This is a genomic window from Georgenia sp. 311 (assembly GCF_006151955.1).
Classification (GTDB): Bacteria; Actinomycetota; Actinomycetes; order Actinomycetales; family Actinomycetaceae; genus Oceanitalea; species Oceanitalea wutianyii.
Genome location: NZ_VDFS01000037.1, coordinates 101611 through 117832 on the forward strand (window position 1 = coordinate 101611; position 16222 = coordinate 117832).

Annotated in this window: 18 protein-coding genes; 4 read left to right on the forward strand and 14 right to left on the reverse strand. The window is 72.2% G+C overall.

The window, feature by feature from the left end; translation table 11 throughout:
- Positions 1–118: 118 nt before the first annotated feature.
- From FHE66_RS06750 to FHE66_RS06765, 4 genes are all read right to left on the reverse strand, one after another.
- Positions 119–1042, reverse strand: a complete 924-nt coding sequence (locus tag FHE66_RS06750) for a carbohydrate kinase (protein WP_139072202.1) — start codon at positions 1040–1042, stop codon at positions 119–121.
- Positions 1039–1272, reverse strand: coding sequence for an exodeoxyribonuclease VII small subunit (locus FHE66_RS06755; protein ID WP_139072203.1), 234 nt, complete (start codon positions 1270–1272; stop codon positions 1039–1041). Before FHE66_RS06755 ends, FHE66_RS06750 begins: the two co-directional genes overlap by 4 nt.
- 241 nt (positions 1273–1513) lie before the next feature.
- The gene (locus FHE66_RS06760; protein ID WP_139072204.1) at positions 1514–2908 is read right to left on the reverse strand and encodes a PhoH family protein; all 1395 of its coding nucleotides are present in this window, start codon (positions 2906–2908) and stop codon (positions 1514–1516) included.
- A gap of 234 nt (positions 2909–3142) precedes the next feature.
- Positions 3143–3904, reverse strand: a complete 762-nt coding sequence (locus tag FHE66_RS06765) for an isoprenyl transferase (protein WP_139072205.1) — start codon at positions 3902–3904, stop codon at positions 3143–3145.
- Positions 3905–4049: 145 nt separating this feature from the next.
- On the opposite strand from FHE66_RS06765, the gene FHE66_RS06770 reads away from it, so the two are divergent.
- Complete coding sequence (locus tag FHE66_RS06770; protein WP_139072206.1) at positions 4050–4763, forward strand: hemolysin III family protein; 714 nt, start codon at positions 4050–4052, stop codon at positions 4761–4763.
- A gap of 3 nt (positions 4764–4766) precedes the next feature.
- On the opposite strand, the gene FHE66_RS06775 is transcribed toward FHE66_RS06770, so the two are convergent.
- Positions 4767–5039, reverse strand: a complete 273-nt coding sequence (locus FHE66_RS06775; RefSeq protein WP_139072207.1) for a hypothetical protein — start codon at positions 5037–5039, stop codon at positions 4767–4769.
- Positions 5036–5887: a mycothiol conjugate amidase Mca gene (mca, locus tag FHE66_RS06780; protein WP_218013641.1), complete on the reverse strand. Its 852-nt coding sequence runs from the start codon at positions 5885–5887 to the stop codon at positions 5036–5038. The genes FHE66_RS06775 and mca overlap by 4 nt, the downstream gene beginning before the upstream one ends.
- Positions 5888–6004: 117 nt before the next feature.
- On the opposite strand from mca, the gene FHE66_RS06785 reads away from it, so the two are divergent.
- The gene (locus FHE66_RS06785; protein WP_168202625.1) at positions 6005–6418 is read left to right on the forward strand and encodes a DUF4307 domain-containing protein; all 414 of its coding nucleotides are present in this window, start codon (positions 6005–6007) and stop codon (positions 6416–6418) included.
- A 172-nt stretch (positions 6419–6590) separates the two neighbouring features.
- Positions 6591–7076, forward strand: a complete 486-nt coding sequence (gene greA / locus FHE66_RS06790) for a transcription elongation factor GreA (protein WP_230976512.1) — start codon at positions 6591–6593, stop codon at positions 7074–7076.
- A gap of 54 nt (positions 7077–7130) precedes the next feature.
- Here greA and ilvA read toward each other — a convergent pair whose 3' ends face one another.
- Entirely contained in the window at positions 7131–8351 is a 1221-nt protein-coding gene (gene ilvA, locus FHE66_RS06795; RefSeq protein WP_139072211.1) for a threonine ammonia-lyase, read from the reverse strand.
- Positions 8348–9724, reverse strand: coding sequence for an AI-2E family transporter (locus FHE66_RS06800; RefSeq protein ID WP_139072212.1), 1377 nt, complete (start codon positions 9722–9724; stop codon positions 8348–8350). The genes ilvA and FHE66_RS06800 overlap by 4 nt, the downstream gene beginning before the upstream one ends.
- Positions 9725–9942: 218 nt before the next feature.
- On the opposite strand from FHE66_RS06800, the gene msrA reads away from it, so the two are divergent.
- The gene (msrA, locus tag FHE66_RS06805) at positions 9943–10608 is read left to right on the forward strand and encodes a peptide-methionine (S)-S-oxide reductase MsrA (protein WP_139072229.1); all 666 of its coding nucleotides are present in this window, start codon (positions 9943–9945) and stop codon (positions 10606–10608) included.
- Positions 10609–10682: 74 nt separating this feature from the next.
- On the opposite strand, the gene FHE66_RS06810 is transcribed toward msrA, so the two are convergent.
- The 6 genes from FHE66_RS06810 to FHE66_RS15435 are packed head-to-tail and all read right to left on the reverse strand — an operon-like array spanning position 10683 to position 16135.
- Positions 10683–11639, reverse strand: coding sequence for a LacI family DNA-binding transcriptional regulator (locus FHE66_RS06810; RefSeq protein ID WP_139072213.1), 957 nt, complete (start codon positions 11637–11639; stop codon positions 10683–10685).
- A 23-nt stretch (positions 11640–11662) separates the two neighbouring features.
- Complete coding sequence (locus FHE66_RS06815; protein ID WP_139072214.1) at positions 11663–12811, reverse strand: N-acetylglucosamine-6-phosphate deacetylase; 1149 nt, start codon at positions 12809–12811, stop codon at positions 11663–11665.
- Positions 12801–13541 (reverse strand): 6-phosphogluconolactonase, encoded by a 741-nt coding sequence (locus FHE66_RS06820; RefSeq protein ID WP_139072215.1) that lies wholly within the window; start codon positions 13539–13541, stop codon positions 12801–12803. The genes FHE66_RS06815 and FHE66_RS06820 overlap by 11 nt, the downstream gene beginning before the upstream one ends.
- A gap of 15 nt (positions 13542–13556) precedes the next feature.
- The gene (locus tag FHE66_RS06825) at positions 13557–14303 is read right to left on the reverse strand and encodes a sugar isomerase domain-containing protein (RefSeq protein WP_139072216.1); all 747 of its coding nucleotides are present in this window, start codon (positions 14301–14303) and stop codon (positions 13557–13559) included.
- 27 nt (positions 14304–14330) lie between these two features.
- A complete protein-coding gene (locus FHE66_RS06830) occupies positions 14331–15617 on the reverse strand; it encodes a TRAP transporter large permease (RefSeq protein WP_230976591.1) in 1287 nt (428 codons plus the stop codon).
- Complete coding sequence (locus tag FHE66_RS15435) at positions 15617–16135, reverse strand: TRAP transporter small permease (RefSeq protein ID WP_176554684.1); 519 nt, start codon at positions 16133–16135, stop codon at positions 15617–15619. Before FHE66_RS15435 ends, FHE66_RS06830 begins: the two co-directional genes overlap by 1 nt.
- Positions 16136–16222 lie beyond the last annotated feature (87 nt).

A 16222-nucleotide genomic window follows, 5' to 3' on the forward strand; every position in this document is an offset into this window, starting at 1 on the left:
CGCCCGAGAGCCGACTTTCGCCCGACTGCGGACTTTCGCGCGACAGCCGACTTTCGCGCGACAGCCGACTTCTGCGCGACAGCCGACTTTCGCGCGACAGCCGACTTCTGCGCGATCGTCAGACGCTCGGGGCGTCCAGCTCCGCGCTCGTCGGCGGGTTCGCGCCGGCACGCGACACCGTGATCGCGGCGATCCGTGCCGCCCGCTCGAGCACCGTGCGCACCGTCGCCTCGTCGATCTCCCGCAACCGCTCGCGCCGGTCCGCGCCGAGCAGATCCGCCCGCGCGAGCCCGTCGATGATCCCGGCCATGAACGAGTCACCGGCACCCACGGTGTCGACGACGGCGACCTTGGGCGCCACCACGCTCACCTCGGCGCCACCGGCCGTCAGCGCGAGCGCCCCCGCCCCACCCCGGGTGACGACGACGAGCGCGGGGCCGAGCGCGAGCCAGCCGCGCAGCACGTCGGTGAGCTCCTCACCGGGGGCGAGCCAGGCGACGTCCTCGTCGGACACCTTGACGACGTCGGCACGGGCGACGAGGCCTTCGACCAGGCTCCGGGCCTCGGCCGCCGAACCCATGATCGCGGGCCGGGCGTTGGGGTCGTAGGTGATCGTCGCGGTGCGCGCGGCCGCGTCGAGCAGGCGCGCGGTCTTCCTGGCAGCCGGCTCGAGGACGGCGCTGATCGACCCGGTGTGGACGACGGACGGCACCTCGGCGACGTCGGGCAGGTCGCAGGTGATGTCGAAGACGTAGTCGGCGGCGCCGTCGGCGTCGAGCCGGGCAAGAGCCGTGGAGGTGCGGGCGGCGGCGTCGGAGCCGGCGGCCACGCGCACGCCGTCGCGCTCCAGGTGGGCCCGGATCCGCCGTCCCCGCTCGTCGTCGCCGAACCAGGTGGCGAGCTCGACCGCGTGGCCCAGTCGCGCCAGCCCGACGGCGACGTTGGCCGGGCTGCCGCCGACGTGCTCCACGGCGTCCTGGCCGGTCCGCTCGACGATGTCGATGAGGCTCTCGCCGAGGACGAGCACCGAGGGCGCGCTCATACCTCCTCCTGGCCGTCCGTGCCGGCGGCGCGTCCCTGCTGGGCGGCGGCGAGCCGCTCCCGCGCACCGTCGAGCCACTCCTGGCAGCGGGTGGCCAGCGCCTCACCGCGCTCCCACAGCTCCATCGACTCCTCGAGCGTCGCGGCGCCGGTCTCGAGCCGCCGGACGACGTCCTGCAGCTCCTCACGCGCCTGCTCGTAGCTCAGCTTCGCCACGTCCGGGTTGGTCATGCGCCAAGTCTGGCAGAGCGTGAGGAGTGGACCTCCGGGCCCTCCGTGCCGTCACCCGCCCCTGCGACAGCAGACGCGTCCGCGGCGTTCAGAAGTCGGCTCTCGCGCACAACTCGGCTCTCGCGCACAAGTCGGCTCTCGCGCACAAGTCGACTGTCGCGGGGAGTGGGGGTCCTGGGGGCCTCGGATCGGGAGGCGGGCGGGCGGGACGGTGGTCGGCAGGCGGGCGGGGACAGGGGCGTCAGAGGATGGGGGCGGTGTCCTCGAGGACCTCGGTGACGAGGGCGGCGATGGCCGAGCGCTCGGACCGGGTGAGGGTCACGTGGGCGAACAGCGGGTTGCCCTTGAGCATCTCGACGACGGCGGCCACACCGTCGTGCCGGCCCACCCGCAGGTTGTCGCGCTGGGCGACGTCGTGGGTGAGGACCACCCGGGAGTTCTGACCGATCCGTGAGAGCACGGTGAGGAGCACGTTGCGTTCGAGGGACTGCGCCTCGTCGACGATGACGAAGGTGTCGTGCAGCGACCGGCCGCGGATGTGGGTGAGCGGCAGGACCTCGAGCATCCCGCGCCCCATCACCTCGTCGACCACGTTGCGGTCCACCAGCGCCCCGAGGGTGTCGAACACGGCCTCGGCCCACGGGTTCATCTTCTCCGCCTCGGTGCCCGGCAGGTAGCCGAGGTCCTGGCCGCCGACGGCGTACAGCGGTCGGAAGACGACGACCTTCTTGTGCTCGCGGCGCTCGAGCACGGCCTCGAGCCCGGCGCACAGGGCGAGTGCGGACTTGCCGGTGCCGGCCCGTCCGCCGAGGGAGACGATGCCGACCTCCGGGTCGGTGAGCACGTCGATGGCGATGCGCTGCTCGGCGCTGCGGCCGCGCACCCCGAAGACCTCGCGGTCCCCACGCACGAGGCTGAGGGTGCGGTCCGGGCGCACCCGGCCCAGGGCCGAGCCGCGCCCCGAGTGGAGCACGACGCCGGTGTGGCACAGCTCGCCGGCGAGGTCCTCGGCCATCGACAGACCGTCGAGGGCGATCCGCTCCTCCCCGAAGAGGGTGGCCATCTCCTCGTCAGTGAGGTTGGCCGTCGTCATCCCGGTCCAGCCGGACTCCACGACCTGCTGGGCGCGGTACTCCTCGGCGCTGAGCCCGACGGCCGAGGCCTTGACCCGCATCGGCAGGTCCTTGGAGACGACGGTGACCTCGCACCCCTCGGCGGCGAGGCTCGCGGCGACGGCGAGGATGCGGCTGTCGTTGTCCCCGAGGCGCAGGCCCGAGGGCAGGACGGTGGGGTCGGAGTGGTTGAGCTCCACGCGCAGGGTGCCGCCGGCGGTGCCGATCGGGATCGGGGTGTCGAGCCGGCCGTGGTGGACGCGCAGGTCGTCGAGCAGGCGCAGCGCGGCGCGCGCGAAGTAGCCGAGCTCGGGGTGGTGGCGCTTGCCCTCGAGCTCGGTGATGACGACGACGGGCAGGACGACGTCGTGCTCGGCGAACCGCCCGATCGCGTAGGGGTCGGAGAGCAGCACAGAGGTGTCGAGCACGTAGGTGAGTCGCTGGGGCACGGCGTCCTCGGTGCCGGGCACAGGTGCCTGCCCGAGATCGGCGGACAGGTCCGGCTGCTGGATCAGCGTGGTCATGTAGGAGCTCCCTCCGGCGCGTCGGCGCAGCGGGACGGCGCCGGCTCGGTGAGTGGCAGGTGGCCGGCCGGCGGTGGGCCGGCGGCCCCCACGCGTGGTGCTGCATCCATCGGCGGGCCTCCCCGAAGGGCAGCGGGTGTGCTGCCCGTCACATCTGACGCTACGACCTCCTCGCCCGGGAGCGCGGGAGGACACACCCGGGCGCGGGAGCGCGGGTCCCGCAGGTCACCCCGCTCAGCGGCCGAGACGGCGCTCGCGCTGGGCGTAGTCGCGCAGGGCGCGCAGGAAGTCCACGCGCCGGAAGTCGGGCCAGTAGACCTCGCAGAAGTAGTACTCGCTGTGGACGCTCTGCCACAGGAGGAAGCCGCCCAGTCGCTGCTCGCCGGAGGTGCGGATGACGAGGTCGGGGTCCGGCTGGCCCTTGGTGTAGAGGTGGTCGGCGATGTCCTCGATGCCGATGGCCTCGGCCGCCTCCTCGAGGTGGAGGCCACGGTCGGCGTAGGACCGCAGCAGGGACCGCACGGCGGCGGTGATCTCGTAGCGCCCGCCGTAGCCGATGGCGACGTTGACGCCCATCCCGGTGACGTCGGCGGTCCGTTCCTCGGCGCGGGCGAGGCGCTCGGCGACCTCCTTCGGCAGGAGCTCGAGCGCGCCGACGACGCGCAGCCGCCACCGCCCGGTCTCGGCGAGGGACTCCACGGCGGAGCAGATGATCTCGAGGAGCTCGGCGACCTCCTCGGCGTCGCGCTGGAGGTTGTCGGTGGACAGCATCCACAGGGTGACGATCTGCACCCCGGCGTCCTCGGCCCAGCCGAGCACCTCGGTGATCTTGTCCGCGCCCTTGCGGTGCCCGTGCGAGGCGGGGTTGCCGAGCGCGCGGGCCCAGCGCCGGTTGCCGTCGAGGATGACGCCGACGTGGCGCGGGACCGCGCTCTTGTCGAGGGCGCGGGCGAGCCGGCGCTCGTACAGCCCGTACAGCAGGCGAGGGGGCCGCATGATTCTGGCGCACTCCTGTCGACGACGTCGGGGCTGGCTGGTCGGATATCAGGCTACTCCGCGCGCGACACCTCGCCGCCGCCGACCTGGTCTACGCTGTCGGAGGTTACGCAACCGTAGGTTTCGATCTTCCGAGGGGTGAGGGATGGGCCGACCAGACGCCCACGACACTGTCCGCCACGCCGCCGACGCTGTCGGGGAGCAGGCCGAGGCGATCATCGACGCCGTCAAGCCGCGCCTGCGCGGCGCGATCCACGCCGGGACCGCTCCGATCGCCCTCGTCCTGGGCATCGTGCTGGTCGTCCTGGCGCCCGCCGGTGCCGCGCGCACCTCCACGGCCGTCTTCGCCGTGACAGCGGTGCTGCTCTTCGGCACGAGCGCGGTCTACCACCGCGGCACCTGGTCCGCGCCGGTCGGGGCGGCGCTGCGTCGGCTCGACCACGCGAACATCTTCCTGCTCATCGCCGGCACCTACACGCCGCTGGCCGTGCTGCTGCTGCCGCCGGACACGGCCACGGTGCTTCTCACCGTCGTGTGGGTCGGGGCCGCGGCGGGCATCCTCATGCGCGTGTTCTGGCTGGACGCCCCGCGCTGGCTCTACGTGCCGATCTACATCGCGCTGGGCTGGGTGGCCGTGTGGTTCCTGCCCGACTTCTTCCGCAACGGCAGCCCGTCGATCATGTGGCTGGTCATCGCCGGCGGCGTGTCCTACACGGCGGGCGCGGTCGTCTACGGGCTCAAGCGGCCCAACCCGAGCCCGCGGTGGTTCGGCTTCCACGAGATCTTCCACGTCGGCACCGTGGGCGGGTACCTGTGCCACGCGGCGGCGGTGCTCCTCGCCCTGCACGCCGCGCGCTGAGCCTCAGCGGTCGCCGGGCCGGTCCCCCGGCGCGGCGGCCGCGTCCTGCGCTCCGGCCTCCTCGGCCGTGCGCTCCTGGCGCAGCTTGTCGTGGTCGATCCGGCGCACGTGCTTGACGAGCGAGCGGAACAGCAGCCAGCCGGCCACGGCGAGGGCGAAGAACATGACGAAGCCCGCGATCCCGGGCGACACCGTGTAGATCGTCATCTCGGACGGAGTGGGGTCGGGCGTCTGGGCGGCGACGGCGAGCAGCGCCGGCCCGAGGAGGGTGGTCACGCCACCAGCCTACGCAGCCCGGCGAACAGGTCGTCCTCGGGCAGCTCGACGGGCACACGCGACTCGGCCAGCTCGAAGTCCTCGAAGGGCCACACCTCACGCTCGACGTCGCGTGGCACCTCGAAGAAGAAGCCGTCCGGGTCGATCTGCGTGGCGTGGGCGCGCAGCGCCTCGTCGCGCCGGTCGAAGTAGTCCTCGCAGCGGATGCGGGTCGTCACCGTTCGCTCCGGGCGCCGGGAGGCCCGCTCGAGCCACTCGTCGAAGGGCGAGACGAGCCCGCGCTCGTGCATGGCGGTGGAGATCGCCTCGATGCGCGCGTAGGAGAAGCCGACGTCGTAGTACAGCTTGGAGACCTCCCACGCCGGACCTGCCTGCGGGTACTGCTCGGGGTCGGCGGCCGCGTGGAACGCGGCCACCGAGATCTCGTGGCAGCGGACGTGGTCGGGGTGGGGGTAACCGCCGAGCTCGTTGTACGTCGTCATGACGTGGGGGCGGAAGGTGCGGATCTCCCGGACCAGCGCACCGACGGACTCCTCGAGAGGCACGAGCGCGAAGCAGCCCTCCGGCAGCGGCGGCAGCGGGTCCCCCTCGGGCAGCCCGGAGTCCACGAAGCCGAGCCACACGTGCTCGATCCCCAGCGCCTCGGCCGCCGCCGCCATCTCCCGACGCCGGTAGGCGGGCATGTCCGCGAGGATCGTCTCGTCGTGGGCGAGCTTGGGGTTGAGGATGGAGCCGCGCTCGCCCCCGGTGCAGGTCACCACCCGCACGCGTTCACCCTCGGCGGTGTACCGAGCCATCGTCGCGGCACCCTTGCTCGACTCGTCGTCGGGGTGCGCGTGCACCGCCATGAGGCGCATCGGCTCGCTCACTGTCAGTCTCCTCCTGCTCTCGACCGGCCTCGATTCTCGCCCGCCGCGGTCCTCGCGGGCAATGTCGGTGCTCGCGGGTCGGGGACAATGGGCGCCGTGAGCACGAACGACGACGAGACCCGCGCCGCCCTGGCCGCGCGGTACGGCCTGCCCCCGGACGCCGCGACCCGACGCCGCCGACGCGTCCTGCTCGCCGCGCTCGCGCTCCTCGCCGTCGCGGCGTTCGTCGTCCTCGCCGTCGTCTCCACCGACGAACCGGTGCGGGCCGACGAGGCGGCGCTCACCGTCGTCGACGACTCCGCCGTCGAGGTGAGTCTCCTCGTCCACCGGGAGCCCGGGACCGAGGCGGAGTGCACCGTCCTCGCCCTCAACTCACGGTTCGCGCAGGTCGGCGTGGCCCGGGTGCCGGTCCCCGCCTCGGACGAGCGCAGCACCCTCGTCACCACCCGGGTGGCGACCACCGAGCCCGCGGTCGGCGCCCGCGTCCAGGAGTGCCACGCGACACGGTAGGCAAACGGAACGGCTGTTCGACCCGGGTTTGCTATCCTGGCGGCCATCGCCCGCGCGGCGAGCAACGTCGCCTCGCCCGTCGCGGCGACACGCCTGACACGCAGACACACATACGAGGAAGCCTCGGCCCGCTCAGCGGCCGGGGCTCATGATTTTTGTTGGAGGAGGGAACGTGGCCGAGACAGCGACCACCTGGCTGACCGAGGAGGCGTACAACCGCCTCAAGGCAGAGCTGGAGCACCTCACGGGGCCCGGGCGCGCGGAGATCACCGAGCGCATCGAGGCTGCCCGTGCCGAGGGTGACCTCAAGGAGAACGGCGGCTACCACGCTGCCCGCGAGGAGCAGGGCAAGCTGGAGGGACGGATCGTCCAGCTGACCGAGCTGCTGCGCAACGCGCACGTCGGCGAGGCGCCGGCGGACGACGGCATCGTCGAGGCCGGCATGGTCGTCACCGCGACCATCGCCGGTGAGAAGGAGGTCTTCCTCCTGGGCTCGCGAGAGGGCGCTCGCGACGTCGACGTCGAGGTGTTCTCCGAGCGCTCGCCGCTCGGGGCGGCCGTCGTGGGCCACAAGGCCGGCGACAAGGTCTCCTACGAGGCACCCAACGGCAAGTCGATCTCCGTGGAGATCCTCGAGGTCAAGCCCTTCACGGGCTGAGTCCTGCCGCGAGCGGGGTGTCGGTGGCTGCGGCCACCGGCACCCCGTTCGCGTCTACCCGACCGAGCGGAAGACCACGCCGTAGCCCTCGGCGTGGAGCCGGGCGACGACCTCGTCGCAGTGGTCGGTCCCCTTCGTCTCGAGCTCGACGCCGATGAGCACCTCGGCGAGGCCGAGGCCCGTGCCCGTGCGGTCGTGCTGGACGCTGACGACGTTCGCCCCGGTCGTCGCGAGCACGGCGAGCAGGCCGGCCAGCGAACCGGGCTCGTCCGGGACCCGGACCTTCATCCGGAGGTAGCGGCCGGCGGCGACGAGGCCGTGGCGCAGGATGCGCTGGAGGACGAGCGGGTCGACGTTGCCGCCCGACAGGACGACGACGACCGGCCCCTCGAGCGCGCCCGCGCCGTCGAGCAGGGTGGCCACCCCGGCGGCGCCGGAGGGCTCGACGACGAGCTTGGCCCGCTCGGCGAGCAGGAGCATCGCCCGGGCGATCTGCTCCTCGCTCACCGTGAGGACGGCGTCGACGTGGGCGCGCACGATCCCCAGGGTGAGCTCCCCGGGGGCAGGGACGGCGATGCCGTCGGCGATCGTCCGCATCCGGGTGAGTGCGACCGGGTGGCCCGCAGCGAGCGACGCGGGGAACGCGGCCGCGCCCTCGGCCTGGACACCGACGACGCGGACGTCGGCGCCCGTGGCGTGCACGGCGGCCGCGACGCCGGCGAGCAGACCCCCGCCGCCCGTCGGGACGAGGATGGTGCGGACGTCAGGGACCTGCTCGAGGATCTCCAGGCCGAGCGTGGCCTGGCCGGCGACGACGTCGGCGTGGTCGAAGGGCGGGATGAGAACGCGTCCGGTGGCGGCGGCCTCCCGCTGCGCGGCGACGAGTGTCTCGGCGAGCGTCGCGCCCTCCTGGCGGACCTGCGCGCCGTAGCCGCGGGTGGCGGCGAGCTTGGGCAGCGCGGCGTTCCGCGGCATGTAGACGAGCGCCGAGACGCCGAGCTCCCGTGCCGCGAGCGCGACACCCTGGGCGTGGTTGCCGGCGCTGGCGGCGACGACGCCGCGGGCCTTCTCCCCCGGGCTCAGGCGCGAGAGCCGCACGTAGGCGCCGCGGAGCTTGAAGGAGCCGGTGCGTTGGAGGTTCTCGCACTTGAGGTGGACGGGGACGCCGGCGACGGCGCTGAGCGAGGTGCTCTCCTCGACGGGCGTGCGGGTCGTGACGCCCTGCAGGAGCCGGGCGGCGTCCTGGAGGTCGGTGAGGTCGAGCGGTGGGATCACGGCTGGGCGGGGCGGTCGGGTGTGTCCGGGGTGCCGGGCAGGTCCGCGGGGGCGTCCTCGTCGGAGGTGACCGAGGCGGTCTGCATCGCCTTGTCCTCCTCGTCCTCCTCCTCCTCGGTGGTGCTCGACTCGAAGGAGTCCTTGATGGAGCGGAACAGGGTGCCCGGTGGCCCGCCGGGCCGGTGCCAGTCCGTCGCGGCTCTCGGGTGCTTGTCGTGGCCGGCGAGGTAGAGGACCACGGTGTTGACCACGGCGGCGACCGGCACCGCGAGGAGCGCGCCGAGGACGCCGGCCACACCGGTCCCGGCGGTCACGGCGAGCAGCACCGCGACCGGGTGGAGGGACACGGCGTTGCCCATGAGCCACGGCTGCAGGACGTTGCCCTCGAACTGCTGCACGGCGAGGACGATGACGAACATGATGACCGCGGTCCGGACGTCCTGGTCGACGAGCGCGACGAGGACCGCGACCGAGCCGCTGATCAGCGCACCGACGATGGGGATGAACGCGCCCAGGAACACGAGGATCGTCAGCGGCAGGACGAGCGGCAGGCCGAGGATCCAGGCGCCCAGGCCGATGCCGAGGGAGTCGACGAAGGCGACGAGGATCTGGGTGCGGGCGTAGCCGCCGAGCGTGATCCAGCCGCGGATGCCGGCCTCGTTGGCCCGGCTGCGGGCGCGGACCGGCATGAGGCGCACGAACCACTGCCAGATCCGGCGCCCCTCCTTGAGGAAGAAGAACAGGCAGAAGATCGAGATGAGCACCCCGGCGACGATCTCGGTGAGGGTGGTCGTCGCGGCGAGCGCGCCGGACGCGAGCGCCCCCGCGTTCGTCTCGACCTGCGCGAGCGCCTCGTCGATGTAGGCCTGGAGCTGGTCCTGGTCGATGCCGAGCGGTCCGTCGGACACCCAGGCGAGGAGCTCGTCGAAGCCGCGGACCGCCTGGTCGGCGAGGTCGGTGAAGCCGTTGATGATGGAGCGGCCGGCGAGGGTGAGCAGGCCGGAGACGACCGCGACGACGCCGAGGAGGGTCACGATCGCGGCGAGCGTGCGCGGGAAGCGGAGGCGCTTGCGGAGCCAGGCCGAGACCGGGTCGAGGAGGACGGCGAGGAGGATCGCGATGACGAAGGCGACGACGACGGTCTTGAACACGACGACGACGTAGCCGACGAGCGCGGCTGCCGCGGCGATAGCGAGGAACCGCCACGCCCACGCGGCGGCGGCGCGGACCGGGTAGGGCACCGCGTACTGGGCGGGTTCCTCGGTCGCGCGGGCCGGACGGACGGGCGCCGTCGGTGCCTGCGGGAGGTCCAAGGGCTCCGCGCGTCGCTCCGGCGTCAGCCGGGCGAGCCACCCGGGCCTGTTCTCGGTCATGGTCCCCGCAATCGGTGTGGTGTGAGAGCCGAACCACAGCCTAGGGGAACGCTCGGACACCACCGGCACCCCAGGGACCTGGCCGGCGCGACTCAGGAAACACTCAGGTTGCTGTGGTGTTCTAATGGGCAGCGCCGGCTGCCGTCCCCCCGCGGCAGTCGGCGCCTTACTTCTCACCGGAGGTGGCGTCCGTGTTCTTCTCCCGACCGACCCCGCGTATGGTCACCGCCGCCGAGGCCCTGCCCGGCCGCCCGACCCCCTTCACCGTCCCGGAGCGCCACGAGGTGCTCGGCACGCCGCTGCGCGGCCCGTGGCCGGAGGGCACCGAGGTCCTCTACGTCGCGATGGGCTGCTTCTGGGGCGCCGAGCGCATCTTCTGGCGGCTCGACGGCGTCGTGACCACGGCTGCCGGCTACCTCGGCGGGTTCACCCCGAACCCGACGTACGAGGAGGTGTGCACCGGGCGCACCGGGCACACCGAGGCCGTGCTCGTCGCCTACGACCCCGCCCGCACCGACCCCGAGCGGCTGCTCAAGGCGTTCTGGGAGAACCACGACCCGACGACGCCCAACCGCCAGGGCAACGACGTCGGCACCCAGTACCGCTCGGCGATCTACTGGACCACCCCCGGGCAGCAGCGCGCCGCCGAGGCCACCCAGGAGGCCTTCGGCCGGGTGCTGGCCGACGCCGGGCACGGGCCCATCACCACCGAGCTCGCCCCGGCCGGCACGTTCTACTACGCCGAGGACTACCACCAGCAGTACCTGCACAAGAACCCCGGCGGGTACTGCAACCACGGCCCCAACGGCTACACCTGCCCCGTCGGTCTGCTGCGTCAGGACCAGGTCCCGGCGCAGGTCGACGTCGCCCCGCCGAACGACTGACGACACGGACCCGGCAGGACAGTGCCGGTCGAGGTCACTCGTCATCGACGTTGCTGCGCGTCCCGTCCGCCGGTTCAAATGGTCGCGCCGGGCCGGTAGGAGCCGCTGACGACGACGGTCTGCGGCTCGCCCGCCCCCTCGCCGAGGAGCAGGTCGACCGCGATCCGTGCCGCCATCCGGGTGTCGAGGTGGACCGTGGACAGCGCCGGACTGGTGCTGATCGGCAGCGCGTCGTCGCAGCCGAGGATGCGGAAGTCTCGCGGCGGGCGGTAGCCACGGGCCCCCATACCGTCGAGCACACCGTGGGCGACGATGTCGTCGAAGGCGACGACGAGCTCGTGGCTGCGTATCTCCACGCTTCTCACGACCTCGCGCGCCGCCTCGTACGTCGGCTCCGACAGGCTCAGCCGCCGGTAGGGCACCCCGTGTCGCTCGGCGGCCGCCCTCGCGCTCTCCTCACGCTCGGTGTTGGGCCACCACCGCTCGTCACTGCCGATGTAGCTGACCCCCGAGATGCCCTTCTCCGCGCCGTCCTCGACCGCGTCCGCGATGGCCCCGGCCGCGGAGACGAGGACCGTGGGGATGCCCTTGACCTGCGCGTTGATCAGGATGGTCGGGACCTCCCGGGCGATGACGCGCACCTGGGCCGCGGACATGCGCGGTGAGGCGAGGATGAGCCCGGCGACGTCGTGGCTGACGAGGCGCGCGAGCTGCTGCTCCCGGTTGGCGTTGTGCTCGCTGCTGAGGATGTAGAGGGAGTACCCCTGCTCCTCGGCGTTGAGCTGCGTGGCGTGCACGAGCGGCGGGAAGAACGGGTTGGACAGGTCGGGCACGATGAGCCCGAGGGCGGAGGACCGCCCTGTGCTCAGCGCCTTGGCGTGCCTGTTGTGCCGGAAGCCCAGCTCCTCGGCCGCGGCCTTGACCCGCGCGACGGTCTCGGCGCGCAGCCGGTGAGGGTGGTTGAAGGCTCGCGACGCGGTCGAGGCCGAGACTCCCGCCGTCCGCGCGACGTCGGCGATGGTCACGGCCACGGCCCGTCCCCCCTTGGCGTTCGTCACCGGGTTCGCGCCCCGCTTCCGGTGACCACCTGCAGAGCCTGGAAGTCGCGGTCCCACAGGACGAGGGATGCCATCGACCCGGGCGTGATCGTCCCGATGACGTCGCCGCCGCCGAGCTCGGCGAACAGGCGCCCCGGTACGCGCGTGGCCATCGCGAAGACCTCCGAGCGGGACAGCCGGGTCCCGGCCAGCGCGAACCGGACGCAGTCGGCCAGCGAGACCGCGGAGCCGGCGAGCAGTCGCTGGTCGCTCGCGAGGGCGAGGCGTCGGTCGGCCGAGAGGACGACCTCACCGCCCACCGGCGTGGTGTACCGCCCCGGCGGCGAGCCCGCGAGCGCGACGGAGTCCGAGACGAGGAAGCAGTGGTCCACCCCCTTGGCCCGGACGACGGTCTCGACGACGGTGGCCGGCAGGTGGTGGCCGTCGGCGATCAGCCCTGCGTCCAGCGTGGGGTCGGCGATCTGCTCCCACAGGAGGTTGGGGTGCCGGGCTATCTCCGAGCGCACCCCGTTGCCGAGGTGGGTGGAGAGCGTGGCGCCGGCCACCGAGGCACCGGCGACCTGCTCGGCCGTGGCGTGCGTGTGGCCGATCGCCACGTGCACCCCGAGCCTGCGGAGAGCCGCGACCTTCCGCGGCGCGTCGTCCCAGTGGGGCGACACGGTGACGTAGCCGATCGGGAAGATCTCGTGCCAGCGACGGACCTCGTCGACGGCGATGTCCCGCACGTGCTCGACGGCGTGCGCTCCCCGCGGGCCGTCGTGCGGCGAGATGAACGGGCCCTCGATGTGGGCGGCCCGGATCGCGCCGGCCACGACCGGGTCCTGGGCGACGGCGTCGGCCAGGACCCGCAGGATCCGTGCGATGTGTTCGTGGTCCTGCGTGATGACGGTGGGGACCCAGGCACCCGTCCCGTGCCGGGCGAGCTCGCGCACCATGGCCGACACGTCGTCCACCGTGAGGTCGACGGAGTTGACGTCGATCCCACCGAAGCCGTTGACCTGCAGGTCCACGAGGGCGTGGCTCAACCACGGCAGGTCGGCCGCTGTGTCGAGCAGCTCGACGTCCTGGACCGTCCCGGCACGGACCGAGACGCGCACCGGGCGTCCCGTGAGGACGTCGCGCCCCTCATAGGCCTCAGCCGACACGGGACATCGCCTCCTCGTCGACGAGGACGGTCGTGACCGGGTGCTCCCGCAGGGCGGTCGCCGGCACGGCGTTGCCCACGGGCTCCTCGAGCATCGCCCTCACCGCCTCCGCCTTGGCCTCTCCCAGCACTGAGCACACGATGGCACGGGAGGCGAGCATCCGGGGGACGGTCACGGTGACGGCGTGCTCCGGCACGGCACCGAGCGCGGGGAACAGCCCTTCGTCGACCTGCTGCACCCGTGACGCGCGAGCGAGGCGGATGTGCCGCACGGGCAGCGGGTCCTGCAGGTCGCAGCCCGGGTCGTTGAAGGCAAGGTGCCCGTTGATCCCGATCCCGCACAGGACGAGGTCGAAGTCCCCGGCGGGCAGCAGCGCCGCGTAGGCCGCCGCGGCGGACTCCGGGTCTCCCCCGGCGTCGATGCGCTCGAAGGTCGCCTGGTGACCGGCGGGCAGCTGGTCGAAGTACGTGCGGCCCAGCCACGCACCGAAGGCCTGCGGCGCGTCCTCGGGGAGGCCGACGTACTCGTCCATGTGGAAGTAGCGCACCGGCTTGTCGTGGATGTCGGCGGCAGCGAGCGCCCGCAGGACGGGGATCTGGCTGGGCGCCGCGGCGAGCAGCACCGTGGCCGCTCTCCCCTCGGCGTGTGCCCGGCTGATGGCCGCGACCGCCAGCCGGGCGCCGGCCGCACCGAGCTCGTCGTGGGTGCGGTTCCGGATGAGTTCAAGCATCAGGGTTCTCCAGTGTCAGAGGTAGCGGATGCGACCCTTGAAGCGGTCGACGAGCTTCGCGTTGGCCTCGTCGCCGCCCGGCGCGTTGCCGCTCGTCCACACGGCGGGCCGGCCGCCCTCCTTGAGCACCCGCTCGATGGTGAGCATCTGGATGGCGTTCATGAGGAAGGCGTTGGCGAAGGTCGAGACCGCACCGGCCGGCGGCACGTCGCCCTCGAAGGACATGACGGCGTCACCGACGGGCACCAGCGAGTCGAGGAAGAGGTCCGCGAGGTCGTGGAGGTTCTGCTTCGACGGGTGGCGGGCCGGGTGGTCCGGGCCGATCGTCTCGGCGTGCTGCCGGGAGCTGACGCCGACCACGGTCGCACCGAGCTCCTTGGCGCGCATCGTCGAGTCGATGACGGCGGAGTTCATCCCGTAGGAGTTGACGACGAGGATGAGGTCGCCCTCGCCGAGGCCGGAGTTGTCGATGACGACGCGGCCGTAGCCGGGGGTGCGCTCCATGGCCATCGACCGCAGCGCCCCGCTGGAGAGCATCGTGCCCTCGTCGAGGATCGCGGCGATGTTCATGAGCCCGCCGGCGCGGAAGAAGGCCTCCTGGCTGGCGATGTTGGCGTGGCCGCCCGGCCCGTACACGTAGATGAGGCGGTCCTCGCGCACGCGGCGCGCGGTCTCGTCGATGACGAGCGGGAGGACCTTCTCGTTGACCTCGATGACGCGGCTGAGCATGCCGGAGATGTAGGCGTGGTAGGTGTGGAGCATCGTCGTTCCTTTCGAGGGCGACCGCACTCAGAAGAGCAGGCCGGGGAGGCCTGCGGTGAGCGCCGGGATGAAGGTGGTCAGGACGACCACCACGAAGTAGACGAGGATGAACGGGACCGCCTCCCGCACGAGGGGGGAGAACTGGACCCGTGCCAGCTTGGTGGTGACGAACAGCAGGGCACCCACCGGTGGCGTGATCAGGCCGACCATGAGGTTGACGACGATCATCGCCGAGTAGTGGATCGGGTCGATGCCGAGCGCGATCGCGCTGGGCAGGAGGACCGGCACGAAGATGAGGATCGCCGGGATGGCGTCCATGATCGTGCCGAGCAGCAGGAACAGGAGCATGGTGAGGAGCAGGAACGTCACCGGTCCGAACCCGGCGTCCTGCACGAACTCGTCGACGCGGGTCCCGAGCCGGGTGAGCGCGACGATGTAGGTGAACCCACCGACCGCGGCGAAGATCATCATGATCGTCGCGGAGAACAGGGCGGTCTGGGAGAACACCTGGAAGACCGAACGCAGGTCGAGGGACTTGTAGACCAGTCCGAGGACCAGCACGTACGCCGAGGACAGGATCGAGATCTCGGTGACGGTGGCGAAGCCGCCGATGACCCCGGCGATGATGAGGATCGGGGTGAGCAGCGCGGGCACCGCACGGACGGTCACCGCGCGCAGTCCCGCCTCGCGGTACGGGTTCACGGCCGCCGTGTCCGGGATGCGCGCCGTCCCCCGGCTGCGCAGGACCACGACGAGGAAGAGCCCGGCGATGAGCAGCACGCCGGGCACGATGCCCGCCATGAACAGCTGGCCCACGGACAGCGAGGTCACGAGAGCGACGAACACCATCGGCACGCTCGGCGGGATGACGGGCCCGAGCACCGCGGAGGAGGCGACCACTGCCGCCGAGAACTCCTGGCGGTAGCCCGAACGCTTCATCATCGGGAGCATCGAGGAACCGATCATGGAGGCCGCCGCGGGCGCCGACCCGCTCACGGTCGAGGCGAACGCGCTCGCCCCGATGACGGTGTACGCCAGCCCGCCCTTGATCCCACCGATGAAGTACATGAGGAACGCGACGATGCGCTCGGTCAGTCCCGCCTTCGACATGAGCGAGCCCATGAGGATGAAGAACGGGATGGCGAGCAGCTCGTAGGAGTCGACGCCGGCCGCCATCTGGGTGGGCAGCGCCGTGGCCGACCCGTAGTCACCGATGACGAGGGTGACGAGCACCGCGATGAGCATCGCGAGGAAGATGGGCGCACCGAGCGCCATCAGCCCGAACATCACGACGAAGAGGACACCGATCTCCATCACTTGGCCTCACCGCCCTCGGCGACGTCGGTCGGCTGCTGGCCCTGCAGGCTCATGAGGACCCCGAAGAGGACCATGAATAACCCGAGGACGGGCACGGCGAGGTAGGCGTACCCCGTCGGGATGCCGAGCTGGATGTACTGGATGTCCATGCGGTTCATGGCCACCGCGGCGCCGGAGACGAGGAGGATGAACCCGATCCCCACCTCCAGGGCGCGCACGACGAGTGCGCTCACCGTCCGGAACGCAGCTGGCGCACGCTGGACGACGAAGTCGACGAGCAGGTGCTCGCGAAGGCCGATGGCGGCGGAGGCGCCGATCATGATGACCCACGTGACGAGGAGCCGGCTGAGGTCGTTGACCCAGATCCAGCCGCCCGTGATCGGCCTGGTGGCGATCTGGGCGACGTTGACGAGGAACAACGCCAGCAGCACGGCACCGGCGATGGCGGCCAGTCGGGTGGAGATGCCCGTGACGAGCATGTCCCTCCTCGACGCCTGGGGCGGTGCGGAGTCCACTATGTCTCCCTTGGCTAGTGATTGTGCAAGCGCTTGCAATCCGCCGGGGCGGGAACCGGGCGAGCGGGCGCGGGTGGGGGTGCGCCC